The sequence below is a fragment of the Streptomyces millisiae genome (assembly GCF_031845425.1).
GTDB lineage: Bacteria > Actinomycetota > Actinomycetes > Streptomycetales > Streptomycetaceae > Streptomyces > Streptomyces millisiae.
This window is the reverse complement of record NZ_JAVREM010000084.1, coordinates 1-24,139: the sequence shown is the minus strand read 5'-3', so window position 1 is coordinate 24,139 and position 24,139 is coordinate 1. Positions and strand designations below refer to the sequence as shown.

Below are 24,139 nucleotides of genomic sequence, written 5' to 3'. Positions count from 1 at the left end.
TCTTCGCGCTTCGCGCGGTGAACGGCTCGGCGAGCCGTCGGCGGTCACCGGCCGGTGTGGTCGCTTTGGCGGGGCGCGGCTGGCTCCGCTGGGGTCGCCCGGCTCAGCCGTCAGGCCCCGGGGCGCCCGCCTGTGACCTGCGGCGGTTCTGGCGTCCAGCCCCGTGGCCCGCCCGCCGACCGCCCGGGGGCGGCGGGCGGCGCGGCGTCAGGCGGTGTCGTTCCCGTCCTTCCCGTCCTTCTCGTCGGCCGGCTTGGCGTCGTCGTCCTCCGCCTTCCGCTCCGTGGCAGAAGCCGGCTTCTCCTCGGTCTCCTCGGCCTTGCCGCCCTCGCCGCCCTCCGCGGGGCCGAACGCCGCGTCCGTCTCGCGCGCGCGGGCGCGCCGCACGCTCAGCAGCACGCCGATCCCGATGCCGGCCAGCAGCCCGAGCGCGATGACCCAGAGGACCGCGCCGAGGCCGCCGCCGCTGTCGTCGTCCGCGGAGTCGTCGCCGTCGCCCGCCGAGCCGTCGCCCGGCGCCGGGCCCAGGGCGTTGAGCGCGTCGACGAGGTTGCTGCCGCCGAAGTCGGTGGGCGAGGCGCCGCCCGCGTGCGCCGCGAGCACCAGCAGGCCGAGGGCGGCCGGGCTCTGTGTGTGGTCGGGCCACTCCGTGTGGTGCTCGCTCAGCCAGCCGAGGGGGCCGGCGAGCGCCGCGTCGTCGCCGAGCGCCGCCAGCGCGATGACCGCCTTCGCGGTGTTGCCGAAGTCCGGCAGCCGGTCCTCACCCTCGCCGGGGTCGGTGCCGGTGGCGGGGGCGGCCAGGTACTGGCCGTTGTCGTCGAGCGCGGCGGTCAGCCGGGCCGCGCCGGCGGCGCCCGAGGCGAGCTGCGGGGTCTGCGGGGCCTGCGGCTCCTCGCCCGAGGCGCCGTCCGTGGCGGCCGCCTCGCCCGTCTCCTGCCCCGCCGGTTCCTCCTCCTGCTCCGTCTCCTCGGTCCCCTCAGGATCCTCGCCCTCGTCCCCGACGCCGCAGGGCTCGGCCGTGGGCGCGACCGCCGGCGTGGCGTCCGGGTCGACCAGCAGGCCGCTGCCGGCCGAGGCCAGCACCGCGTCCACGGTGGCCGCGTCGTTGGCGCTCAGCTCGCCCGACTCCGGATCCGGCTGCCAGGCGAACGCGCCGCGCTCGCCCTCCGGGGCGTCGCAGCCGAGCTGGAGCGCGGACAGCGCGTCGAACGGCGAGTTCCCCTCGCGGCGCACCTCGGCCGGGTCCTGGCCGGCGGCCGAGAACGCGCTGGCCACGACCGCCGTCGAGTTGGCGTCGCTCGGGCCGCCCGGGTTGAAGCTCCAGCCGCCGTCCGCGTTCTGCACCCCGGCCAGCCAGTCGAGGGCGGCCGACACCTGCTCCTCGTGCCCGCCGAGCGCGGCCAGCGCCTGGGTGGCCAGTGCCGTCGCGTTGGAGTCGGCCGCCGTCACGTCGGGGCAGGGCTCCTGCGGGTCGGCGCGGAAAGAGAGGAAGGAGCCGTCGGCGCACTGCTGGCCGAGCAGCCAGTCCACGGCCGGCGTGCCCGGCTCGAAGCCGGCCGCGTCCTGGGCCAGCAGCGCGATCGACTGCCGCAGCACTCCGTCGTACGTCGGGTCGCTGCGCCCGAAGAGACCGATCGGGGTCTCGGCGGCCGGCGCGGCGGACACGGCCGCGGCCGCCGCCGTGGCCGGCTGGGCCAGCGCCACGGCGGCGGTCAGCGCCGCCGCTCCGCCGGCCAGCGCCGCACGGCGGAGCGTCCGCCGACGAGCGTGGTGGTCGATCACCTGGAAGCCTTTCGCTGTGCTGGTCCGCCGGGACGACTCACCGGCACACGCGGCGACGCGGTGCGGCACCGGGCTCGGCGCCGTGGTCCGGGCGGTGTCGGCCGTCACTCTATCCGGCCGGCCGCGCCCGGCCGGCTCGATCCCGGCGGGCGGGTCGGTGGCTGTGATACGCCGACTCCCGCGCCCGGGGCGGCGCTTGTCGGCCGAACGGGTCGGGAGGGACGGGCGTCCGCACGTGGTGATAATCACCAGGTCCGGGGCGTATCCGCCGGAGGCGGTGGCGGGTTAGGGTCGATACCCGTGAGTAGCAACGGACACCGAGGGGGCATGCGCGTGGGGGCTGAGGCCGGTGGGGACCGCCCCGGTGTGGACCGCCCGCTCAGGATCGCGTTGCTCACCTACAAGGGGAATCCTTTCTGCGGCGGCCAGGGCGTCTACGTCCGTCATCTCTCCCGCGAGCTGGCCGCGTTGGGCCACCAGGTGCGGGTCATCGGGGCTCAGCCCTACCCCGTGCTCGACGACGGCGTGGAGCTGATCGAGCTGCCGAGCCTCGACCTGTACCGCAAGACCGACCCGTTCCGCACCCCGCGGCTCCACGAATACCGGGACTGGATCGACGTGTTGGAGGTCGCCACGATGTGGACCGGCGGCTTCCCCGAGCCGCGGACGTTCGCGTTGCGCGCCGCCCGCGAACTGGCCCGGCGGCGGCACGAGTTCGACGTCGTGCACGACAACCAGACGCTCGGCTACGGGCTTTTGGGCGCCACCCGGCGGCTCGGGCTGCCGCTGGTCACCACCATCCACCACCCCATCACCGTCGACCGCCGCCTCGAACTCGCGGCGGCCGACAGCCGCAAGCGGCGCTACTCGGTGCGGCGTTGGTACGGCTTCACCCGCATGCAGCGGCGGGTCGCGCGGCGGTTGCCGACCGTGCTCACCGTCTCCGGTGCCTCGCGGCGCGAGATCATCGAGGACTTCGACGTGGCCCCCGAGCGGGTGCACGTCGTCCCCATCGGCGCCGACACCCGGATCTTCCACCCGGACCCGAGCGTGGCGCGGGTCCCGGACCGGATCGTCACCACGTCGAGCGCCGACGCGCCGCTGAAGGGTCTCGTCCACCTGGTGGAGGCGCTGGCCAAGCTGCGGACCGAGCGGCCGGGCGCGCACCTGGTCGTGGTCGGCGACCGGCCCGCGCACGGGCCCGTCGCCGAGGCGATCGACCGCTTCGGCCTCGGGCACGCGGTCGAGTTCGTGAAGGGCATCAGCGACGCGGAACTGGCCGACCTGGTGCGGGGCGCGCGGGTGGCGTGCGTGCCGTCCCTGTACGAGGGGTTCTGCCTGCCGGCCGCCGAGGCGATGGCCGCCGGCACGCCGCTGGTCGCCACGACCGGCGGCGCGATCCCCGAGGTCGCAGGACCGGACGGGGAGACCTGCCTCGCCGTCCCGCCGGGCGACGCCGGCGCGTTGGCCGTGGCGCTGGCCAGGCTGCTCGGCGACGACGCGCTCAGCGCGCGCATCGCCGCGGCCGGCCGCGACCGCGTCCTCCGCTACTTCACCTGGCAGCAGGCGGCGCGCGCCACGGCCACGCACTACGCGGCCGCGGCGGCGGACGCGGACACGTCGGTGTCGACGCCTGGCCGGCGTGGCTGAGCGGGCCGGCGACGGTACGTCGCGGTGCCGGCGCCTGGCCGGCGTGGCTGAGCGGGCCGGCGGCCGTACGTCGCGGTGCCGCGCCCACCCGCCCGCCCTCGGCGGGCGACCTCGCGCGGCAGCGACGCGACGCCCCGATCCGTCGCCGGTACACGTGACGGCGGTTCGTCCCGGCATCCGTCGCGGAGCGGAGGCCGCGGCCGGGCCGCGCTCCGCGCCGCCTCCTCCGCGCGGAGCGCGGAAGGGTGGGTGCGTGGCACCCGGCCCCCCCGCGGAGCGCGCCGGCTCTGCCCGTGTGCCGCGCGAAGCGCGAGAAAGCGCGGGTGGGTGGGGCAAACCCCGTGCGCGGCGCCGACGCACCGGTCGGTGCCCGGTTCCACCCGCGCACAGCGCGGAAGGGCGGGTGGGTGGGGGACAACCACCCCGCGCACGGGGCCAAGGCGGCGACTCGTCGTGACGATGGACAGGGGATGATCTCGTGCTGACCGTGGACTTCTCGCGGTTTCCGGTCGCCGCAGGCGACCGTGTGTTGGATCTCGGATGCGGGCAGGGGCGGCACGCGTTCGAGTGCTACCGGCGCGGCGCGCACGTCGTGGCGCTGGACAGGAACGGCGACGACGTCCGGCACACCGCCGGCTGGCTGGCCGCCATGCGGGAGGCCGGCGAGGCGCCCGACGGCGCGGGCGCGCTCGCCCTCCGGGGCGACGCACTGGCGCTGCCGTTCCCCGACGACAGCTTCGACGCGCTGATCGTCTCCGAGATCATGGAGCACGTCCCCGACGACAAGGGCCTGCTCGCCGAGGCGGTCCGCGTGCTCCGCCCCGGGGGCCGGATCGCCGTCACCGTGCCGCGCTACTTCCCGGAACGCGTCTGCTGGGCGCTGTCGGACGCCTACCACCAGGTCGAGGGCGGCCACATCCGCATCTACCGGGGCGACCAGTTGGTGTCCCGGCTGCGCGAGGCCGGGCTGCGCCCGTACGGCACCCACCACGCGCACGCCCTGCACGCGCCCTACTGGTGGCTGAAGTGCGCCTTCGGCGTCGACAACGACCGGGCCCTGCCGGTGCGCGCCTACCACCGGCTGCTGGTCTGGGACATCATGAAGCGGCCGCTGGCCACCCGGGCCGCCGAGCGGCTGCTGGACCCGGTGCTCGGCAAGAGCCTCGTCGTGTACGCCACCAAGCCGCGCACGGGCGCCGCGTGACCAGCGCCGAGCGTGGCGTCGAGCGGCTCGCGCTGCCGGGGGTGCTCAGCGCCGCCGAGGCCGAGGAGACCGCGCTGGCCATCGGCGCCGAGCAGCGCGCGGACGGCGCCATACCCTGGTTCGGCGGCCACCACCTCGACCCCTGGGACCACGTCGAGGCCGCCATGGCCCTGGACACCGCGGGACGCCACGACCGCGCCGCCGCCGCCTACGACTGGCTGGCGCGCCACCAGAACCCGGACGGTTCCTGGTACGCCGCCTACGCCGAGGGCGACGCCGCCCGCCCAACCGACCTCGGCCGGGAGACCAACTTCTGCGCGTACCCGGCCGTCGGCGTGCTCCACCACTACCTCGCCACCGGCGACGAGGCGTTCCGCCGCCGCATGTGGCCCGTCGTGCACGCGGCCGTCGAGTTCACGCTCGGCCTCCAGCAGGAGGGCGGCCAGCTCGGCTGGCGTCGTGACCCCGACGGCACGCCCGTCGCCGACGCCCTGCTCACCGGCTGCTCGTCCGTCTACCAGGCGCTCCGCTGCGCCCTCGCCCTCGCCGAACTGGCCGGCTCGCCGCAGCCCGACTGGGAGCTCGCGGTCGGCCGGCTCGGCCACGCCATCCGCCGCCACCCCGAGCGCTTCCTCGACAAGTCCCGGTACTCGATGGACTGGTACTACCCGGTGCTCGGCGGTGCCCTGCGCGGTCCCGACGCCCGCGCCCGGCTGGCCGCCGCCTGGGACGAGTTCGTCGTCCCGCGCCTCGGCGTCCGCTGCGTCCGCACCAACCCCTGGGTCACCGGCGGCGAGAGCGCCGAACTCGCCCTGACCCTCTGGACGATGGGCATGGAACGGCGCGCCGTGGAGATTCTGCGCTCGATCGGCCACCTGCGCGCCGAGGGCGGCCTGTACTGGACCGGCTACGTCTTCGCCGACGACGCGGTCTGGCCCCCCGAACGCACCACCTGGACCGCCGGCTCCGTCCTGCTCGCCGTCGCCGCGCTCGCCGGCGACACCCCGACCCGCGCGGTCTTCGGCGGCGCCGGCCTGCCGCGCGGCCTGGAGACCGACTGCTGCGCCTGACCCCGGACACGGCGAGAGCCCGCCGGGACGGAACGCGTCCCGGCGGGCCCTCGCCCGAATCGGATCAGTCCGGCGCGGGTCAGCCGCGCTGGATGCCCGAGGTGTCCTGCAGCACGCCGCGGCGGCCGTCCTGCGTCTGCGCCACCAGCTGCTGGCCGCGCTGCTCGACCGCCAGGTACCAGGTGCCGGGAGCCAGCTCGGCGATCGGCGTCGGCGAACCGTCCTCGCCGTACAGCGGGCGGGTGGCCGGGACGGCGAACCAGAACGGCTGGAAGTTCGGGTCGGCGGACGCGCCGGGCCCCGAGGCGGGCGCGGCCTGGGTGGGCGCCGCGAACGACTGCTGCGGCGCCGGGGTGCCAGGACCGGGGTAGCCGTAGCCCGGCTGCGGGGCGCCGGCACCCGGGTAGCCGTAGCCGGCGGGCTGCGGGGTGCTGGGGCCACCGGTCAGCGGGGCCTTCAGGCCCGGGACCAGCGGGGTCATGATGGCGGCGGCGGCCAGCACCAGGGCGGCCAGCAGGCCGATGATCAGACCGACGCCCACGTCGGCGCCCATGCCGCCGCCCAGCGACCAGAGCGCGGCCCAGGCCGAGGTCACGGCCAGCGCGGTGCCCCACTGGTTCAGCTTCAGACCGCCGAACTCCCTGTCCGGTCGCGGCAGGAAGCGGGAGCCGACGATCGCGCCGGCGCCCAGGACACCGGCCAGGAAGACCGAGGGCAGGACCGGGAAGAGGTCGGACTCCCAAGCGGTCACACCGTCGCTGCCGCCGCCGAATTCGGAGTAGTCAACGGTGTAGACGTCCAGGAACGAGGCGATGAAGAGCAGGACCGCTGCTCCGATTACTACAGCGTCGCCTCGGGAGAGCGAGCGGTTGTTCACGTCAGATCCTTCGTGGTTCTCGTCGTCATGGTCTGGTCAGACAGGGCGGGCCCCATCGTATGTATGAAGTTCTGAACCGGGCCCGGGGAACAGCAGGACTGTTTCCTACGCGACACGCTTGTGATACGGCCGTGACGTGCCTCGCCCGCGCCTGACCCGGGCAGGTCAGATGCCGGGCGCCAGCCGTCTCAGCACCCGGAGCGAGCCGTGCTCCGAGACCTCGGCGAAGGCGCCGCTCGACACGGCGCGCCGCCAGATCCGGTACGGGGCCTGGCCGCCGAGCGCCGGGTCGGGGAACACGTCGTGGATCACCAGCAGCCCGCCCTCGGCGAGTTGCGGCACCCAGCTCTCGTAGTCGGCGGTGGCGTGCGCGTCCGTGTGGCCGCCGTCGACGAAGACGAGCCCGAACCGGCCGCCGCCACCGCCCCCGAGCGCCGCGGCGACCTGTGGGGATCCGCCCACCACCGCCACGACGTGCGCTTCGAGACCGGCGTCGGCCACCGTACGCCGGAAGACCGGCAGCGTGTCCAGACGCGAGCCGTCCCAGGCGTCGAGCAGCTCCGGGTCGTGGTACTCCTGCCCCGGCTGCTGCTCCTCGCTGCCGCGGTGGTGGTCGACGGTGACGACCACGGTGCCGGCCCGGCGGGCGGCGTCGGCCAGCAGCAGCGTGGAGCGGCCGCAGTAGCTGCCGATCTCCAGCAACGGCAGGCCGAGGCGCCCCGCCTCGACGGCCGCGGCGTGCAGCGCCCGGCCCTCGTCGACCGGCATGAAGCCCTTCGCAGCCTCGAACGCGGCGAAGACGGCGAACTCCGTCTCCTCCGCGTCCGGAATCGTGCCCGGTCCCGTCACGCGTCCCCCTGTGGTCCGGTTCCTTGCCGTCACATGCTGCCCTATGGGTGGCGCGGCGGAGCCAGCGGGGTCAGCCGACCCGGGCGAGCGGCGCCTGTTGCAGCGGGACGGGCTTGGCGACGGCCATCACCGGGGCCGGCGGACCGCCGTCCGGCGCGGGACCGCCCGGGGTGGCCGGGACGGCCGGCCCGGGCGCCGCGGTGGGCGTCGGCTCCGGGACGGCGGGGGCCGGCGTCTCGGCTACCGGGGGGTCGGCCGCCGGGGGATCGGCCACCGTCACGGAGGCGGGCTCGGCGGGCCCGGCCGTGCTCGCCTCCGCGCCGGCCGGCGCCGCCGCCGGCGTCGGGACCGGCTCGGCCGGCGCCGGCGTCCCGGTCTCCGCCGGCGCTGCCGCCGGCATCGGCTCCGGCTCCGGCGCGGCGGTGCGGGCCAGGCCGCACGGCACCGCGACCGTGCTGTACGGCAGCAGCAGCAAGCCGTCCGTCGTCCACCGGCCGGTGCCCGGCAGCCAGCCGTCCGGCGCGGCCAGGTGACGCAACTCCCGCTGCCTCGGCTGCCACACCGCCACCCAGTCGGCGCTCGCCGTCGTCATCCGCAGCGCCACGGCGCACGCCTCGGGCATCAGCACCTGCCCGGGCTGCAGCGCGAACGGCGTCACCGTCACGTTCTCCGGGTGCAGGGCCTCGGGGAACCGGACCGGCGACTGGCTGCCGAGCACGCCCCAGCCGATCCGGTCGGCGCCCGGCGCGTCGGACCGCACCAGCAGCAGACCGCTGTCCGGGTCGGCCAGCAGCAGCCGGTCGTTGCTGTCCTCCGCGATGCGCAACAACTCCGCCGGCTCGCCGCCGTGTTCGACGTCCACGGTGACGGTACGGGTGCGGCCGTCCGCGTCCGTCCGGTCGAGCGCGAGCAGCCGTCCCGAAGCGTCGAGCCAGGCGCCGCCCGAGCAGCGGCCGGCCAGCACCGTCACCAGTTCGGGGCCGAAGGCGCCCCCGCACACCAGCCACAGCGCCGTCGTCTCCTCCTGCCTCGCCAGCGCGTACACACGGGCCCCGTCGGGCGCCGGCGGCAGCAGCGTCAGCACCTCCGACTCGACGGCGCCGAGCGGCAGTTCACCGGTCTCGGGCCCCGAGGGGTAGAGCAGCGAGAAGTGGTGGCGGCCGTCGGCCCGGCGGCCGATCAGCACCCGCCCGTCGGCCAGCGGCATCAGCTCGCTGCCCGGGTCCTCGGGCTGCGTCCCCGGCAGCCGCACCGCGTAGGGCTCCGGGCCGTCCAGCGTCCAGCGCTCGGGACACCAGCAGTCGGTGCCGTCCACCAGGACGAGGCGGGCGGCATAGCCGCCGCCCGCCGCGATCGTCAACGGTGCCGGGCGGAACGCGGGCGGTCCCGGCACGCGCGCGGGCTCGGTGACCTCGGCCGTCATGACTCTCCTGCCTCTCGCGCCCGCAGCCGGCGGGCCCGGCGTCGAACGTGCTGGACCTGAAGGACGGAAGACCTCTGGTACACGGGACGCTCACCTCCAGCGAGGACGCTAGGTTCGTACTGCCAGCCGAACAACTCGGCTTGTGTTGCTTCACGCATAAGGGTGACGGTCGCCCGATTCCCATGATCAACCGGGGTCGGGTGTGCGTACGGCGGACCGGTCGCGGGAAGCGCGGAGCCCGGCCCGGCGGGGGGCGGTAGCCTGGGCGGGTGCCCGTACTCTCCGACGTGATCGCCGCGCTCGACGTCCTCTGGCCCCGCGAGCGGGCCGAGGACTGGGACGCCGTGGGTCCCGTCTGCGGTGACCCGGACGCCGAGGTGAGCCGGGTGCTGTTCGCCGTCGACCCCGTGCGGGAGGTCGTCGACGAGGCGGTGGCCATCGGCGCCGACCTGCTGGTCACCCACCACCCGCTCTACCTGCGCGGCACCACCACCGTCTCGGCCGACACCTTCAAGGGCCGGGTCGTGCACACCCTCATCCGGCACGGCGTCGCCCTGCACGTCGCCCACACCAACGCGGACCGCGCCGACCCCGGCGTCTCCGACGCCCTCGCCGGCGCGCTCGACCTGCGCGTCACCGGGCCGCTGGTCCCCGACCCCACCGACCCGGCCGGGCGGCGCGGCCTCGGCCGGCTGTGCGAGCTCGACCACCCGCTGCCGCTCGGCGAGTTCACGGCGCTGGTCGCCGCCCGGCTGCCCGCCACCGCGCAGGGCGTCCGCTCGGCGGGCCCCGCCGACCTGCCGGTCCGCACGGTCGCCGTCTGCGGCGGCTCGGGCGACAGCCTCTTCGACCACGTCAGGGCGGCGGGCGTCGACGCCTATGTCACCGCCGACCTGCGGCACCACCCCGCCTCCGAGGCCCGCGAACACGCCGGCGGCCTCGGCCTGGTCGACGCCGCCCACTGGGCCACCGAATGGCCGTGGTGCGCGCTGGCCGCCGCCCAGCTCGACACCGTCTCGGAACGGCACGGGTGGGGCCTGCGCACCCACGTGTCCCACCGGATCACCGACCCCTGGGTCACCCACCACCCCTCCCGCAGCCCCCAGCAGCAGTGAAGGAGCCCCCAACTGAACGCCGCGCCCGCCGACCAGATCCGGTTGCTCGACCTCCAGGCCCTGGACGTCCGGCTGACCCAGCTCGCGCACCGGCGCGAAAACCTGCCGGAGCACGCCGAGATCCGCGCCCTGGAGGCCGATCTCACCCAGCAGCGCGACCTGTTGGTGGCCGCGCAGACCGAGGAGAGCGACACCGCCCGCGACCAGACCAAGGCGGAGCAGGACGTCGACCAGGTGCGGCAGCGTGCCGCCCGTGACCAGCAGCGCCTCGACTCCGGGTTGGTGACCAACCCCAAGGACCTGGCCAGCCTGCAGAGCGAGTTGGCCTCGCTGGCCAGGCGGCAGGACGACCTGGAGACCATCGTCCTGGAGATCATGGAGCGGCACGAGGCCGCCCAGGCCCGCGCCAAGGAACTCGCCGCCCGGCTCGACGAGTTGCAGGCCACGGCGACCGAGGCGACCCAGCGCAGGGACGCCGCCACCCAGGACATCGACGCCGAGGTGGCCGCCGTCCGCAAGGAGCGCTCCGAGGTGGCGGCCGAGGTCCCGGCCGACCTGCTCAAGCTCTACGACAAGCTGCGCGAGCAGCAGGGCGGCATCGGCGCGGCCCGGCTCTACCAGCGGCGCTGTGAGGGCTGCCGGCTCGAACTCAACATCACCGAACTGAACGAGGTCCGGGCCGCTGCGCCCGACACCGTGGTGCGGTGCGAGAACTGCCGCCGCATCCTCGTCCGGACGCCAGAATCCGGGCTGTGAGCCCGGTGGAGCTCGTGGTGCACGCCGACGGCGGCTCCCGGGGCAACCCGGGGCCCGCCGGCTACGGCGCGGTCGTCGCCGACGCCGAAACCGGCGAAGTGCTCGCCGAGACGGCGGAGTTCATCGGCCGGGCCACCAACAACGTCGCCGAGTACCGGGGCCTGATCGCCGGCCTGCGGGCCGCGCACGCGATCGACCCCCAGGCGCGGGTGCGGGTCCGGATGGACTCCAAGCTCGTCGTGGAGCAGATGTCGGGCCGCTGGCAGATCAAGCACCCCGACATGCGGCCGCTGGCCGCCGAGGCCCGCGCCGTCTTCCAGCCGGGCGCGGTCAGCTACGAGTGGATCCCCCGCGAGCGCAACAAGCACGCCGACCGGCTCGCCAACGAGGCGATGGACCGGGGTACCCCTGCGGACACGCCTGCCGGCTTCGCGGCTCGAAGGGACCTCGGCCCCGGCCGGCCCGAGTCCGCGGCGGACGGCGGGGCTGCGCCCCGCCCCCCGGAGGCGGCCGCGGGCCGCTCCGCGGCTGACGCCGGGCCGGCGGCATCCGGCCCTGCGGGCCGGTCCGCTGGCGACGCGGACGGCGGGGCTGCGCCCTGCCTCCCGGAGGCGGCCGCGGGGCGCTCCGCGGCCGGTGGGCAGTCCGGGGCCGACGTCGGCACGGGTCCGGCGGGCCGTGCCGCGAGCGGCGGTGCCGAAGGGGCGAGACCGGAGGCTCCGGCTGACGCCGGGCCGGCGGCATCCGGCCCGGCGGGCCGGCCCGCCGCCGGCGACGCCGAGGGCGAGGCTTCGCCCCGCCCTCCGGAAGATGTCGCGAGCGCCGCCGCCAGCCCCGTCGGCCCGGCGCAGCCCGGAGCCGGCGGGCCGCGCGCTGTGGCGGCCCCTGGTTGGGGGAGGGCGGCCGGGGTGGCCACGACGTTCCTGCTGCTTCGGCACGGGGAGACGCCGCTCACCCCGCAGAAGCGGTTCTCCGGTACCGGCGGGGACCCCGAACTCTCCGAGACCGGCCACCGGCAGGCCGAGGCCGCCGCGCGGGCGCTCGCCGAGGCCGGCGGCGTCGAGGCCGTCGTCAGCTCGCCGCTGGCCCGCTGCCTACAGACCGCCGAGCTCGTCGCACGACGGCTCGACCTCCCCGTGCGGACGGACGACGCCCTCCGGGAGACGGACTTCGGTGCCTGGGAGGGCCTCACCTTCGCCGAGGTCCAGCAGCGCCACCCGGCCGACCTGGCCGCCTGGCTGCGCGATCCGGACGCCCGACCCACCGACGGCGGCGAGAGCTTCACCGCCGTGGCCCGCCGCGTCGCCGCCGCCCGCGACCGGATCATCGCACGGCACGCCGGCCGCACGGTGCTGGTCGTCAGCCATGTCACGCCGATCAAGTCGCTGCTGCGGCTGGCCCTCGACGCCCCGCCGATCGCCATGTTCCGGATGGAGCTGTCGGCCGCCGCGCTCTCCGAGGTCGCCTACTACCCGGACGGCAACGCGTCCGTCCGCCGCTTCAACGACACCGGCCACCTGGGGGCCGTCCCGGCGCGCTGACCCGCCGGCGATCCTGGCGGACGTGGACGGGGAGCGATTCGCGCTGACGTTCACCTTCAGCCGCCCTGGCAACCGGCTGCTGGCCGACGTGCCGGAGGCGCGGCCGTCAGCCGCCGGCCGGCGCCGCGCCCTCCTGGCTCCCTCCGGCGTCCCCCGGCGTAGCGGGTCCGCGCGTGCCGAAGTCCTCGTCGCCCATCACGTCGGTCTTCTCGGCCCACTCGGCCCAGGAGGCGAGCGCCTCGTTGACGCGGATGCCGGCCTCGATGGCCACCCGCATGGCCCTGGTCTGCGGGCTGGTGCCCCAGGCGCCGCTGTCCTTGGCCGTGGCGTAGGAGCGCAGCGTCTCCGCGGTCTCCGTGTAGAAGCGCCGCTCGCGCTCCAGCACGGTCCGCAGCTCGGCCGGCTCCATCAGCCAGAAGAAATAGGCGCGCAGCAGGGGCTCCATCCGGAAGGTGTGGTCCACCTCCTCCTCGACCAGCCAGCGCCGCACCTCGGCGAGGCCCGCCTCGGTGATCCGGTAGGCGGTGCGGCGGCGCGGGCCGTGGCTGTCCACCTCGATCAGCCCGGCCTCGGCGAGCCGGGAGAGCTCGGCGTAGATCCGCGGATGCTGGGCGGGCCAGACGGAGCCCAGCGCCTCCTGAAAGCGGCGCGCGAGGTCGTACCCGCTGGCCGGGCCTTCCGCGAGCAGGCCGAGCAGGCCGTGGCGCAGCGACATCCCAGGCTCCTTCGTGATCAACGCCCCTTGCCCCATCTTGACATGCGCTCCCGCATAGCTACCCTGATACATGTCCACTTGTACATGTTCCCTCATTTATATGGGCGGCCTTCATGTCCGATCTCGGCACGTCACGGGCGGTACTCCTCACAGGCGCGACGGCGGGAATCGGCCTCGCCACCACACAGGCCCTCGCCGCACGGGGATTCCGCGTCTACGCCGCCGCGCGCGGCGGCGCCGACAAGCTGGCGGGCACGCCCGGCGTCCACTTCGTCAAGCTCGACGTCACCGACTCCGGCAGCGTCGCCGCCGCCGTCGAGGAGGTCCGCGCCCAGGGCGAGACCCAGCTGGCCGGCGTGGTCAACAACGCCGGCACCATCGTCCAGGGGCCGCTCGAGCTGGTGCCCGAGTCCGAGCTGCGCCGACAGTTCGAGGTGAACGTCCTCGGCCCGGTCCGCGTCACCCAGGCGTTCCTGCCGCTGCTCCGCGAGGGCAGGGGCCGGCTGGTCAACATCACCGCCGGCACGGCCAGGCTCGCCGTCCCCTTCCTCGCGCCCATCTCGGCCAGCAAGGCGTCCGTGCAGTCGATCTCCGACGCGCTCCGCCTGGAACTGCGGCCCTGGAGCATTCCCGTGGTGGTGATCGAGCCCGGCGCCATGGACACCCAGATCTTCACCAAGGCGTCCGACGCCGCCCAGCAGGCCCTCGCCACCGCCGACCCGGACCGGCTGGCGCTCTACCGCACCCAGCTCGACCTGGTCGCCGCCAGCCAGGCCAACCTCAAGATGTCCCCGCCGAAGATCGTGGCCGACGCCATCGTCAAGGCGCTCACCACCGGCAGGCCCAAGCCCAGGTACACCGTGGGCCCCGACGTGCGGCTGCTCGGCCTGCTCTCCCGCCTGTCGCTGCGCACCAGGGACCGGCTGATCACCCGCATGCTCGGCCTGCACAACGTGCCGGCCGCCGGGTGACGGCAATGAGCACGCGTCCCGACCCCGCGGCGCCCGGCGAGCGCCGCACCATCGTCCTGGTCGGCGCCACCTCGGGCATCGGCTGGCACGCCGCCCTGCGGCTCGGTGCCCTCGGCCACCGGCTGATCCTCGTCGGCCGCGACGGGCGGCGCGGCGAGCGGATCATCTCCGAGGTCCTCGGCACCCGCGGCGCCGACCCCGGCTCGGTGTTCCTCCGCGGCGACGTGGCCACCCGGGCCGGCATCGAGGCCGTGGTGCGGGGGATCCGCGCCCGCACCGACGCGGTGGACACCCTGATCAACAACGCCGGCGTGATGGTGCCGAGGCGGCAGGTCACCAGCGAGGGCCACGAACTCAACCTCGCCGTCCACCACCTGGCCCCCTACACCATGACCGGCCTGCTGCTGCCGCTCCTGGAACGCGGCGACGGACGGATCGTCAACACCAACTCGGAGGGGCACCGCACCACCATGACCGGCGGCGGGGTCGACCTCGACTTCGACGATCTGCAGAGCGAGCGGCACTACGGCCTCTTCCTCACCTACAGCCGCACCAAGCTGGCCAACCTCCTCTTCACCTACGAGTTCCACCGCAGGTACCCGCACCTCACCATCGTCGCCGTGCACCCCGGCATGGTCCGCACCCGCCTGCTGCGCGGCGTGCGCAACCCGGCGCTGTGGCTGCTGAACCGGGTCGGGCGGCTGACGCTGACCCGCCCCGCCGAGGGCGCCAGGCCGCTCGTCCACCTGGCCACCGCCGACCGGGTGGCCAACGGCCGCTACCACGACCGGTTCACGCCCACCGCCTCCTCCGCGCAGTCGATGAGCCGGGCCGGCGCGGAACGGCTGTGGCAGATCACCGAAGGGCTCCGCGGTCCGCTCACGCAGAGCCCCGCCGGGGGCGACTGAGGGCCGATCCGGGCGAGGGTGGCCTCACAGCTCGGTGACCACCACGTCGAGCCGGCCGGGCGCGGCCTCCTCCACCCGGTAGCCCAGGCCACGGAGGACCTCGACCAGCCGGCGCGACGTACGGGGCAGCGGGCCGGCCGTGAGCAGGTCCCGCACCAGCCGGCCCTTGGTGGCCTTGTTGAAGTGGCTGACCACGGACCGCCGTTCGACCCCGTCCACGATCCGGGACTGGAGCACCCGCACCGTGACGGTGCGGTCCGCCAGCTCGCCCGCCGGCCGCCACATCGCCGCGTACGCCGACGACCGCAGGTCGAGCACCGGCCCCTCGCCCGCCACGGCGGGCAGCGCCGCGGCCAGCGGCCCACGCCAGTGGGCGGTCAGCGCGCCGAGGCCCGGCAGTTTCACCCCGCCCGAGCAGCGGTAGGCCGGGATCCGGTCGGTGATCCGCACGACGCCCCACAGGCCGGAGAACACCAGCAACGAGGCGCGCGCCCGCCGCCTGGCCGCCGCGTCGAGCGAGGCCAGGTCGAGCGCGTCGTACAGCACCCCGGTGTAGATCTCCCCGGCCGGCCGCGCCGGCGCGCTCCGCAGCGCCGCGTTGCGCGCCACCTCGGCGCCCTGCCGCTCGCTCAGGCCCAGGACCTCGCGCGCCTTCACCTCGTCCCCGGCGCACAGCTCGACCAACTCGTCGAGCACGGCCTCCCGGGCCGGACCGAGCTCCGGCGAGGACAACGCCCCGGGATCGAGCGGGGCTCCCCTGACGGCCCCGGCCTTCCCCTCAGACGGCGGTAGCAGCACGAGCATCGCCCCAGACTACCCGTCGGCGCAGGTAGGATGGCCAGCACGGCGGACGAGCCGGCCGGGCGGTCGCGGCGGGATCCCTGATCCCGCCGAGGAACGTCCGGGCTCCACAGGGCAGGGTGGTAGGTAACGCCTACCTGGGGCGACCCACGGGAAAGTGCCACAGAAAGCAAACCGCCGGGGCCGCGCGAGCGGCACCCGGTAAGGGTGAAACGGTGGTGTAAGAGACCACCAGCGCCCAGGGCGACCTGGGCGGCTCGGTAAACCCCACCCGGAGCAAGGTCAAGAGGGAGCACTGCGTGCTCCTGCGCGGACGACCGAGGGCTGCTCGCCCGAGTCCGCGGGTAGACCGCTTGAGGCCGGTGGCGACACCGGTCCCAGATGGATGACCGCCTCCCCGCCGGCCGCGAGGCCGACGGGAGACAGAACCCGGCGTACAGGCCGACTCGTCCGCCGAATGGGCCCTGACCAGCGCTTATGCCCTGGTCAGGGCCCTCGGCTGTTGGGTCTCTCTGCCCTGTTTTTCCCGGGATTTCCCGCGAGTTCCCGGGCAACTGTGCACTGGATGTGCACTGGTTCGGATCTTGAGCACTCCGCCGACCGCCCCGGAGTCGCCACTCCCTGCCTCCATGCCTGTGAGCAGAGCCCCACCGGTCCAGGACACCAGGGGCCACAGTTCACGCGGCCGGCTCGCGTGGCGGGCGCATGAGTGCGCCCGCCACGCAGTGACGATCCGGGACTGCGGCTTCTGTAGCGCTCGAGTCCCAACGAGAAGCCGTTGAAGAAGAAGCGAGGCAGCTGATGGAGAACCAAGACCTTCACCCGCACGCTGGCGTCGTTGACACGGGCGCCTCCACCGAGTGTGTAGTTGGGTGCGGTCACGGACGACACGCCTACGTACACGCCTTCGAAGTTGCGATCAGCGACTGCGTGATGAGACTTCGCACGATGAGTCCTCGGAAGGCTGGGTGCGGTTGCTCCTCGTCCGGACTGACGACCTCCTTCTCCGCAGGAGTGCCCCCGGCGGGGCACCACACAGATGGTCGCGTGCCTGGCCAGCACGTTCTTGCTGGCCATCTCGTCATCCAAGGTCCCTTCGGGCTTTCGGCGAGGAATGGAGGTCGCTGATGACGCCATCCGCAGGGCGAAGGGATACTAGGCCCTTCGAGCAGAAGATAGCTATACGCTGCGTGACCATTACCATGGCAGCGGTGATCGGGCTGACGTTCCTGTTCGGCTTCGGCAACGTACTCGCGCTGGGATTGCGGCTGGGAGTGCCGGCATATATCGCACCTCTGGTCGCTCCTGCGGTAGACCTCTCGGTTCTCGGTCTGCTCCTCGGCGTCCGCTACCTCGCCCTCAATGACGCCCCCCGCGAGCAGATACTCCCGGCCCGCCGGCTGCTGGTCCTGGCCAGTGCGATGACGCTGGCCTTGAACGTGACGGAACCGGTTCTCGCGGGCCACTACGGCAAAGCTGCCTTCGACGCGGTCGGGCCCATTCTCCTGATCGGCTGGGCCGAGGTCGGCCCAGGCCTGCTCCAATCCATCAGCAGTACGGCGATAGCCTCAGACGCGGAGTTCCGCGCCACCGACGAGGGGCCCCAGGATGCTCTAGCCCGACCAGCCAAGCCCTCACAACCGCCTCCACACTCGACACGCCGATCTCGCAAGAAGCAGAGCCGGGAACTGGATCCCGAACTCTTGCAGCGCGCCCGATGGGAAGACGCGCGCCACCGGGAGGTGCATCAGCGACCGATCTCGGCGGAAACGCTGAGAAAGCGGCTCGGCGTGGGCGCGAAGCGTTCCAGAGCTCTCGTGAAAGTGGTACGTGCAGGAGATGACAAACAAGCCCAACCGGCGCAGCTTCCCTCAGCCAGAGAGGAGGAAGCAACGTTTGAACGCAAAGACAAGCATGGTGACCGAGTCCTTACTGGGTAGCCAAAGAACGACGTCGAACAGTGTCGCCTGAACGAGGCATGGCCGTCGTCCAGACCATGCTTCATCTACCGAAGTCAGCGCTCTGGCGGCAAGCCCCCGCTCAGCACATGCTGCGAGGGGTCTGACGCTTCGAGAGAGCGCACAGCCTCACGATCTGATCCCTGTTGTCACGGAGGACCTGCGGCCAGCGATGTGATGAGGTACGACCGATTCGGGCCGCAGGCGGCGGTCGCCAGGCGCGGAGCAACTCAAGCTGGCGAGAGAAGACAGGGCTGTTGCGGAAGCCGAAGTGATCTAGCGATACCGGTTCCTGAAAATCCTTGAGGAAGAAGCCTCTCCCAAGAGAGGGACAAGGGGGGACGCCACTGCGGTACGTGAGCGCACGCCCCCGGGGGCGAGGCGGAACAGGCCGGGGCTCGTATAGAAGGCAGGCGGTATCGGCAGAGCGGACGGCGGGCATATACTCCGCGCATGGCTCAGAAAGTTGTAACCATCTACTCGGATGACCTGACCGGGGAGGAGTCGACTGAGATCGGCTCGCACCGGTTCAGCTTGGATGGCGTTGAGTATGAGATCGACTTGACTCCTGACTCCTTCGACAAGCTCCTGGACGCTCTTGGGCCCTTCATTGAGAAGGGGCGGAAGCTTGGGCGAGTGAGGAGGGCGCCGTCATCCGTCAAACGCTCTGTGCCTGGCGTGGATACTGCGGCCATCCGTGAGTGGGCCAAGGAGAACGGCTTGGAGGTCAACGACCGCGGCCGAGTGCCGGCGAGCATTCGCGAGGCTTACGAGAAGGTGAACTGACGTCTCAAGTAGCGACCGCCGGCTTCTCCTTGAGTGGGGAGGTCGGCGGTTTTCCGTGTGCTCGGGCCCTTCTTGGAGATCCGGCTCAACTTCCAAACCGACACCGACTCTTGCCCACAGTGGCGCAAGGCAGTGTGCATCGCTCGGTGAAGCCGGGGGACTATGCGTGAGACAGGAGCAGGTTCTGGACCGGGGCTAACGGGGGAGGTGGCCACGGCGCCTGGCCATGGCCAGACGGGCGACGCCAGGTGCCTTAACCAGACCTGCCGGCCGCTGCGGCACCTCGTGAGGTGCGATACCCCTCGGTCGGAAGAGCGCCGAGAGGGGAGAAGCCCTGGTGACCATCAGCGGCCACGCTCATCCCCCACAGCAGGACGTGCAGTCGGGTTGTCACTCGCTCTCGGCCTCCTGGGCATCGCCGCGAGGAAGGCGACATTGCCCGCGACAAGGGCGCTCGTCGCATCACAGACCGGCCGGGTCCACGCCGCCCTTGGCGACGCCCGAAACACCGAGAGGCACCTCGCCCAGGCAGACGAGCTACTGGCCGACGGCCTGGGCGAGGCGCCCGACTGGGTGGCCTACTTCGACGCGGCCAAGCACGCCGGCGCCCGCGCGGTCTCCGCCCGCGACCTCGCCAGCCTCGGCGCCGGTCGAGGCCGAGCCAGCGTCCACTTCCACGAAGCGCTCCAGCTACGCGCTCCCGGCTTCGAACGGGTGAAGGCCATGGACCAGATCGGACTCACCGCAGCCCTGTTCGAAGAAGGCGAACCGGAACAGGGCGTCCCTGCGGCCCACCAGGCACTCGACACCGCCACCCACCTCGACTCCACTCTGGTGGCCTCCCGACTCAACACCCTGCTGGACGCCACCCACCGGTAGGAGTCCACAGCCGTAAAGGAAGTCCGAAGCCGGGCACGGGAACTGACCGCCACCCGCCCGACCACCATCGCTGGGCCTGAGAGCCACAGAGCTGAAATCAGTGGCGTGTCTCAGCCATGCACGTTGTCGTCGACGTTGATCTTGGCGCCACAGCTCCAGCGTCTGCCTCCCGACGCTTCGACGCCCTCCTGATGACCGGTGGAGCGCGAATGCAGCGACTTCCGATAGCTACTGCGGCGCGTTGGTATATCGGGCGAGGAGTACCGACACTTCCTCTTCGCACCGCGTGAGGAGGTGAAGCGGTGCCGGGTCGTTCACGTGTGTGGTGAGCTCGACCTCCCAGAGGGAGATCTTGTCGTCGTTCACCGTCGGGCCGAGCTGGTACCAGTGCTGGAGGATTCGCCAGGTCCAGCGGTGAGGACGAGGGCTGGCTTGGCGGTCGAGCTGGAGATGGTGGTGGTCACGCGAGGTGGCGATAGCGCGCCTCAGGTCTTCGGGGAGGATTTCCGGGTTGGCGACGCGGCGAAGGATCTCCGTCAGGTTCTGTTCGCTGGAGACGTGCGGTGCTGGAGGGATGTTGAGTCTGTGGACGTCGATGTCCTTGGTCGAGCCTGGTGTTCGTGCCGCCCATCGGCGGCCGTCGGCCCGGTCCGTCAGACGTTCGGCGTCGATATCGACGACGCCGGCGATGTCGTCGAGGTCGACCGCGTACGCCGCGGGTGAGCCTGGGGCGACGGCTTGTGCCTGGTCGTCGCCCGCCCAGATCAGGTCGCGCACGTATCCGTAGTGGCCTGCGTGCGGGCCGCCGGTGACGAGGACACGTTGGTGCGTCCGGTAGCCGTCGCGCTCGGCGGCAAGGGCGGCAGCGACGCGACTGGCGGCCCAACTGGTGCAGACCTCGACGGCGGGGTCGGGGAGCCCGGTACCGATCGCGCGACTCATGCCGCCCCAGCGGGGTTCACGTTCGGCATCGTCGCCTCGGACGGCACCGTAGTGCTCGGCCCGCCGCGCGGTGTCAGGGTGACCGATAGGGGCGTCCGGGTCCCATGTTCGGTTCAGCCATCGCCAGCGTCCTGCCACGGGATCAGCGTCAACGCCGCTTCTCGTGATGGGAGAAATCTCGTGTCCGGCAGCGGGGAGCACCTGTTCGACCAAGGCGATGACACGGGCGTCGTCCATCAGGTACCACAGGACCGAGCCCCACGGGACAGCGCCAATCGGCTGCTCATCGCGCAGGTGCAGGCTGTAGAGGACGATCGCGATGATGTCGCGCTGCGCGACATAGTCCCAGTTGTTCTCGTCCCTATCGAAGGGGCGCTCTGCGGCGACAGGGCTGGCACGGCGCGCCGCGGCCTTCCACGCGTTGGTGTCAGCCGTGGGTCGCGCGCTCATGACCGATTCCCCCTAGCGAGCCGAGACATCCTGGCATTGACCGTACCCTCTGGGCTCCCTGGACAGCTGCCGGCGTCTGGGTTCAGAGGATGAGGTCGCCGAGCGGGGGCAGGGTGCGCTTGAGACCGTCGAGGAGCGCGGGGCCGCGGCGGGCGAGTGGATGCGCGTCGGAGGGGGTGTGGATGGTGCTCAGGCGCCGCCACATGGCCGCGACCGGGTCGTCCGGGTCGTCCAGGTCGTGGCCGAGGACGATGAGATGCTGTTGCCACCTGGCGAGGATGTCCTCGGGCTGCTCACCGGGCTGAGGCGCGGCGAGCGCGCGCACGTCCTGGACCGCTACCTGTGCGGGCGGGATGTCCAGGTCGCGGGCGATGAGGTAGAGGCCGGTGGTAAGCGCTACGCACCCGTCCGCGACGGCGCCGTTTGCTACGCGGCGTCCCCTCAGGCTGCGCTGGGCAGCGGTGATGGTGTGTTCCCAGGCTGCTTGCCATGTCTCGTGGCCCCCTGCGGCCTGCCACTCCGCCAGTTGTTCCAGGAGGGGGCGCCGGGCCTGTGCGTAGCGGGTGCTCTCGCGGCGCAGATCAGCCAGCATCTCTTTCACGGCATCGGTGAGGTGGCGGCCGTCCTCGCTATCCCGGACGGCGGGAACCTGTAGGGCGAGCGAGACCTTAAGCAGGAACAGCGTGAAGGGACGGCCGCCGTGCCGTTGCGGGAGACGTGGCCGCAGTGCGGTGGTGAGGGCGTCCGGAAGCTCCCGTTGCGGATCGATGAGGTCGATCAACTCGATGTCGGTGTCGTCGGGCCCGAGGTACCAGGAGGAGGCGCGGCGCTTCTCCTCGTCGGCGCGGTAGGTACGCAGTTGGTGGTGGAGGCGACGTGCTTCAAAGGCGGGATCCGCAGTGGTCAGGATGATCCGGCGCAGGAGATCACGGCCCCAGTCACCCCACTTGGCGAGCTCGGGGATGTCGGGCGTTGCCGCGGTGGTGCCGCACAGGCAATGCAGGGTCAGTGGGTCGCCCCAGCGCCCCTCCACCACGAGGCCTTCGTGGCGCCCACAGCCTGGGCAGGCCAGTACCTCGAGCCCCATCTCGTGGATGCAGTCGGCGGCGGAGGAGAAAGAGTCATCCGCGATGCGCTGATTCCAGTGGGCCGCGTCTTGGTCCCAACGCGGTACGACGATGCGGTCGACGCTGATCTGCCATCGGTGATCCTGCGGATAGTCCGCCGGAGGTCCCTCAACGGGCGGGTGCACGCGATATCCGCCGTCTGCCGGCAAGGTCACAGACCTCGGCCGTGGCCGGCGCGATCCCGGGGCCGCGGGCTCGTCGCCGACGCTCGCCCCCTCATAGGCGACGCGCAGGTGCCCCATCAAGGAATCCGAGGCCGCGTCCGCCGCCGCCCGCCGTTCGGTCGGCGTCAAGCGTGCGCACTGCTGAAACATCTCGTCACCATCGCCAGCTTCGAAGACGCGCACCAAGCGCTCGAACTCCGGACCGTAAGGGCGGAGAAAGCCCTCGCGGCCGGTCACGGACGAAGGCAGCTCGCCGAGCACGGACGCGGCGACTTGGCAGGAGATCGTGACCAGCCGTGCGAGGGTGGCCGGGGCGTCAGCGATCTTGTCGAGGAGAAAGGGACGACATGTCCCACAGCCGGCGTTGGACGCTGCGGTCAGGGCGGCGAGCAACTCCTGGTCCACGGCGCGTCCATGGGCATCCACGGGATCCCCGGGCAGCGGAATCGGCTCGTGTCCATGCGTCTCCATCGCCTAAGCCCTCCCAAGCACCAGGCCCTCGCCCACAGACAGGGTAGAGGGGATCCGGCAGGCACTGGGGTACTCTGCGGCGCCCCCTCGCTGCTCTCTGGATCCGGCGGAGCGAGTATGGCGGCTCTGGTCGACTGATAGAGCTGTCCGGCACCGGTGACATTGCGTCGCGAACGCGGACCCGTGCCCTGGTGTCCCTTGAAGGCGGAGCGTTAGCCGTCGGTTGGTGGGGTCCTCAGCCATGATGCCGAAGGCGTAGAGTCCGGGGCGCCCTGAACGTGATCGACACTCGCTGGCCGGTTGGATGTCCCTCTCCGCATCTCTCAGGGTGTCGCCGGGCGCACGCGCGCACGGGATAGCCCAAGGCCGACTTCGCGGAGGGCAGCGTCCCGACGAGGTGTCACACCGGTCCTCCGGTTTGGGGCAGTTCGGTGATGGGGCTGGGCGCGGGTGTGGGGATCCCCCAGTGCTGGGCGGCGGCGTGGGCGGCGTGGGCGGCCTGCTGGAACCCGAGATCGCCCCAGCCGAGTAGGGCGGCGGCCTGCTCGGGGCTGGCCAGGAGGCGGGCGAAGGTCCGGCCGGTCGCCGGATCGACGGTGGCCGGGCCGATCTCGGTCACCGGTGCGGCCAGTCGGAGCCGGGCGCACGGGCCGATTCCGCCGTAGGTGGCGCCGGTCTCGTCGTAGAGCCATCCCAGCCGGGTCGGTGCGCCGATGCGCAGTGCGGCCTCTTCGTGCGCTTCGCGTGTCAGCGTGGCCTCGGGCGAGGTGTCCGTGGGCTCGACGCGTCCGCCGGGCAGCATCGCCAGCCTCTCATCCGGATCAACAACGACCACCACTCGTCCGTCGGGCACGAACAGCCAGCCCCAGGCGTGGGGAATCGGGAGGTCGGCGGGGACGCGGCCCGGGTGCCAGGGCCGGATCGGGCGGGGCCGAGTGTGCACGCCGTGGCGCTCGAGCGCCGGTGGCCTTCCGTGGTAGTGCCCCTCGGCCAGGTACGCGGTACCGGTGTGGCCCAGCCGGGCTCGCAGCGCCGCCAGCATCACCCGGGCGTCTGTCGGCAGCATCAAGGAGGCGGCCGTTGCGGAATCGAAGAATGCGTACTCGGACAGCTCGCCTTTCGGGAGCCGGATGGCGTCGATGTCCTGGTCCGTCAGCACACCGCCGTCGAAGACGTAGCGAGTCTCCCCCGGGAAGGCGGACGCCCCCTCCACCGGGATGGCTGGGCGGGCCGGCCCGATCCAGCAGACTGCCAGGAGCGCGCCCGGCTCGCGGTCCAGGTGAAGTTCCTCCCGGACCTCGCGTTGGCACGCCTCCTGCGGACCCTCACCCTGCCCGCCGCCACCTCCCGGCAGCAGCCAGCGGCGGTCGGCGTGATAGGTCGGCTTGATCAGCAGGACCTGGCCGCGGCTGTCGGTGAACAGCGCCGCAGCACCCAGCCACACCGCGTGTCGGGATCGCGCATAGCCGGCATCCGGCAGCCGCGGCACACCCCCGGAAGCGGCCGCTGGGTCAGAAAGGACTTCGTCCATCGAACGCACGCTCCTGGAATTCGGCAGCGGGAGCGGCTCGTGTGACTGTGCAGTCCCAGCTCATGCTTGACGCGGGTGTGGCGGGTCTTCTTTGACGGTCGTTGGAGATCTTTGACGGTCCGCTCACATTCTTGACTGGTCTCCGTCATTGTTAGGGCATGGGTGAGAC

At 72.8% G+C, this 24,139-nt stretch carries 20 protein-coding genes and 1 other RNA gene; 12 read left to right on the top strand and 9 right to left on the bottom strand.

What is annotated here, in order from left to right; translation table 11 throughout:
• Positions 1-207 precede the first annotated feature (207 nt).
• Positions 208-1,782: a prenyltransferase/squalene oxidase repeat-containing protein gene (locus RNC47_RS32630; RefSeq protein ID WP_311604084.1), complete on the bottom strand. Its 1,575-nt coding sequence runs from the start codon at positions 1,780-1,782 to the stop codon at positions 208-210.
• Between the two features lie 327 nt (positions 1,783-2,109).
• Here RNC47_RS32630 and RNC47_RS32625 point away from each other — a divergent pair, with 327 nt between their 5' ends.
• From RNC47_RS32625 to RNC47_RS32615, 3 genes are all read left to right on the top strand, one after another.
• The gene (locus tag RNC47_RS32625) at positions 2,110-3,432 is read left to right on the top strand and encodes a glycosyltransferase family 4 protein (RefSeq protein ID WP_311604083.1); all 1,323 of its coding nucleotides are present in this window, start codon (positions 2,110-2,112) and stop codon (positions 3,430-3,432) included.
• A 478-nt stretch (positions 3,433-3,910) separates the two neighbouring features.
• Positions 3,911-4,636 (top strand): class I SAM-dependent methyltransferase, encoded by a 726-nt coding sequence (locus RNC47_RS32620; RefSeq protein WP_311604081.1) that lies wholly within the window; start codon positions 3,911-3,913, stop codon positions 4,634-4,636.
• Positions 4,633-5,706: a prenyltransferase/squalene oxidase repeat-containing protein gene (locus RNC47_RS32615; RefSeq protein WP_311604079.1), complete on the top strand. Its 1,074-nt coding sequence runs from the start codon at positions 4,633-4,635 to the stop codon at positions 5,704-5,706. Before RNC47_RS32620 ends, RNC47_RS32615 begins: the two co-directional genes overlap by 4 nt.
• 79 nt (positions 5,707-5,785) lie before the next feature.
• Here the strand turns inward: RNC47_RS32615 and RNC47_RS32610 are convergent, their stop codons facing one another.
• From RNC47_RS32610 to RNC47_RS32600, 3 genes are all read right to left on the bottom strand, one after another.
• The gene (locus RNC47_RS32610) at positions 5,786-6,583 is read right to left on the bottom strand and encodes a DUF5336 domain-containing protein (protein ID WP_311604077.1); all 798 of its coding nucleotides are present in this window, start codon (positions 6,581-6,583) and stop codon (positions 5,786-5,788) included.
• 165 nt (positions 6,584-6,748) lie between these two features.
• Positions 6,749-7,351: a class I SAM-dependent methyltransferase gene (locus RNC47_RS32605; RefSeq protein WP_311604088.1), complete on the bottom strand. Its 603-nt coding sequence runs from the start codon at positions 7,349-7,351 to the stop codon at positions 6,749-6,751.
• A 151-nt stretch (positions 7,352-7,502) separates the two neighbouring features.
• A complete protein-coding gene (locus tag RNC47_RS32600; RefSeq protein WP_311604076.1) occupies positions 7,503-8,855 on the bottom strand; it encodes a hypothetical protein in 1,353 nt (450 codons plus the stop codon).
• A 269-nt stretch (positions 8,856-9,124) separates the two neighbouring features.
• Here RNC47_RS32600 and RNC47_RS32595 point away from each other — a divergent pair, with 269 nt between their 5' ends.
• The 3 genes from RNC47_RS32595 to RNC47_RS32585 are packed head-to-tail and all read left to right on the top strand — an operon-like array spanning position 9,125 to position 12,267.
• Positions 9,125-9,970, top strand: a complete 846-nt coding sequence (locus RNC47_RS32595; protein WP_311604075.1) for a Nif3-like dinuclear metal center hexameric protein — start codon at positions 9,125-9,127, stop codon at positions 9,968-9,970.
• 12 nt (positions 9,971-9,982) lie between these two features.
• Positions 9,983-10,726 (top strand): zinc ribbon domain-containing protein, encoded by a 744-nt coding sequence (locus tag RNC47_RS32590; protein WP_311604086.1) that lies wholly within the window; start codon positions 9,983-9,985, stop codon positions 10,724-10,726.
• A complete protein-coding gene (locus RNC47_RS32585; protein ID WP_311604073.1) occupies positions 10,723-12,267 on the top strand; it encodes a histidine phosphatase family protein in 1,545 nt (514 codons plus the stop codon). The genes RNC47_RS32590 and RNC47_RS32585 overlap by 4 nt, the downstream gene beginning before the upstream one ends.
• A 106-nt stretch (positions 12,268-12,373) precedes the next feature.
• On the opposite strand, the gene RNC47_RS32580 is transcribed toward RNC47_RS32585, so the two are convergent.
• Complete coding sequence (locus tag RNC47_RS32580; RefSeq protein ID WP_311604071.1) at positions 12,374-12,982, bottom strand: PadR family transcriptional regulator; 609 nt, start codon at positions 12,980-12,982, stop codon at positions 12,374-12,376.
• A 113-nt stretch (positions 12,983-13,095) separates the two neighbouring features.
• On the opposite strand from RNC47_RS32580, the gene RNC47_RS32575 reads away from it, so the two are divergent.
• Both RNC47_RS32575 and RNC47_RS32570 read left to right on the top strand, forming a co-directional pair.
• The gene (locus RNC47_RS32575) at positions 13,096-13,953 is read left to right on the top strand and encodes an SDR family oxidoreductase (protein WP_311604069.1); all 858 of its coding nucleotides are present in this window, start codon (positions 13,096-13,098) and stop codon (positions 13,951-13,953) included.
• A gap of 5 nt (positions 13,954-13,958) precedes the next feature.
• Positions 13,959-14,861 (top strand): SDR family NAD(P)-dependent oxidoreductase, encoded by a 903-nt coding sequence (locus tag RNC47_RS32570; RefSeq protein ID WP_311604067.1) that lies wholly within the window; start codon positions 13,959-13,961, stop codon positions 14,859-14,861.
• A 24-nt stretch (positions 14,862-14,885) separates the two neighbouring features.
• Here RNC47_RS32570 and yaaA read toward each other — a convergent pair whose 3' ends face one another.
• Positions 14,886-15,665, bottom strand: coding sequence for a peroxide stress protein YaaA (gene yaaA / locus RNC47_RS32565; protein WP_311604065.1), 780 nt, complete (start codon positions 15,663-15,665; stop codon positions 14,886-14,888).
• 47 nt (positions 15,666-15,712) lie between these two features.
• Here yaaA and rnpB point away from each other — a divergent pair.
• The 4 genes from rnpB to RNC47_RS32545 all read left to right on the top strand — a co-directional run bounded on the left by rnpB (position 15,713) and on the right by RNC47_RS32545 (position 19,285).
• Positions 15,713-16,115: RNase P RNA component class A (gene rnpB / locus RNC47_RS32560), an RNA gene on the top strand.
• A gap of 737 nt (positions 16,116-16,852) precedes the next feature.
• Positions 16,853-17,602, top strand: coding sequence for a SpdA protein (locus RNC47_RS32555; RefSeq protein ID WP_311604063.1), 750 nt, complete (start codon positions 16,853-16,855; stop codon positions 17,600-17,602).
• Between the two features lie 471 nt (positions 17,603-18,073).
• Positions 18,074-18,406: a histone-like nucleoid-structuring protein Lsr2 gene (locus RNC47_RS32550; protein ID WP_311604062.1), complete on the top strand. Its 333-nt coding sequence runs from the start codon at positions 18,074-18,076 to the stop codon at positions 18,404-18,406.
• A gap of 435 nt (positions 18,407-18,841) precedes the next feature.
• Positions 18,842-19,285 (top strand): hypothetical protein, encoded by a 444-nt coding sequence (locus RNC47_RS32545; RefSeq protein WP_311604060.1) that lies wholly within the window; start codon positions 18,842-18,844, stop codon positions 19,283-19,285.
• Between the two features lie 228 nt (positions 19,286-19,513).
• Here the strand turns inward: RNC47_RS32545 and RNC47_RS32540 are convergent, their stop codons facing one another.
• The 3 genes from RNC47_RS32540 to RNC47_RS32530 all read right to left on the bottom strand — a co-directional run bounded on the left by RNC47_RS32540 (position 19,514) and on the right by RNC47_RS32530 (position 23,970).
• A complete protein-coding gene (locus RNC47_RS32540; protein WP_311604058.1) occupies positions 19,514-20,677 on the bottom strand; it encodes a hypothetical protein in 1,164 nt (387 codons plus the stop codon).
• 82 nt (positions 20,678-20,759) lie between these two features.
• Positions 20,760-22,373 (bottom strand): hypothetical protein, encoded by a 1,614-nt coding sequence (locus tag RNC47_RS32535; protein ID WP_311604056.1) that lies wholly within the window; start codon positions 22,371-22,373, stop codon positions 20,760-20,762.
• Positions 22,374-22,839: 466 nt separating this feature from the next.
• Positions 22,840-23,970 (bottom strand): NUDIX hydrolase, encoded by a 1,131-nt coding sequence (locus tag RNC47_RS32530; protein ID WP_311604054.1) that lies wholly within the window; start codon positions 23,968-23,970, stop codon positions 22,840-22,842.
• Positions 23,971-24,139 lie beyond the last annotated feature (169 nt).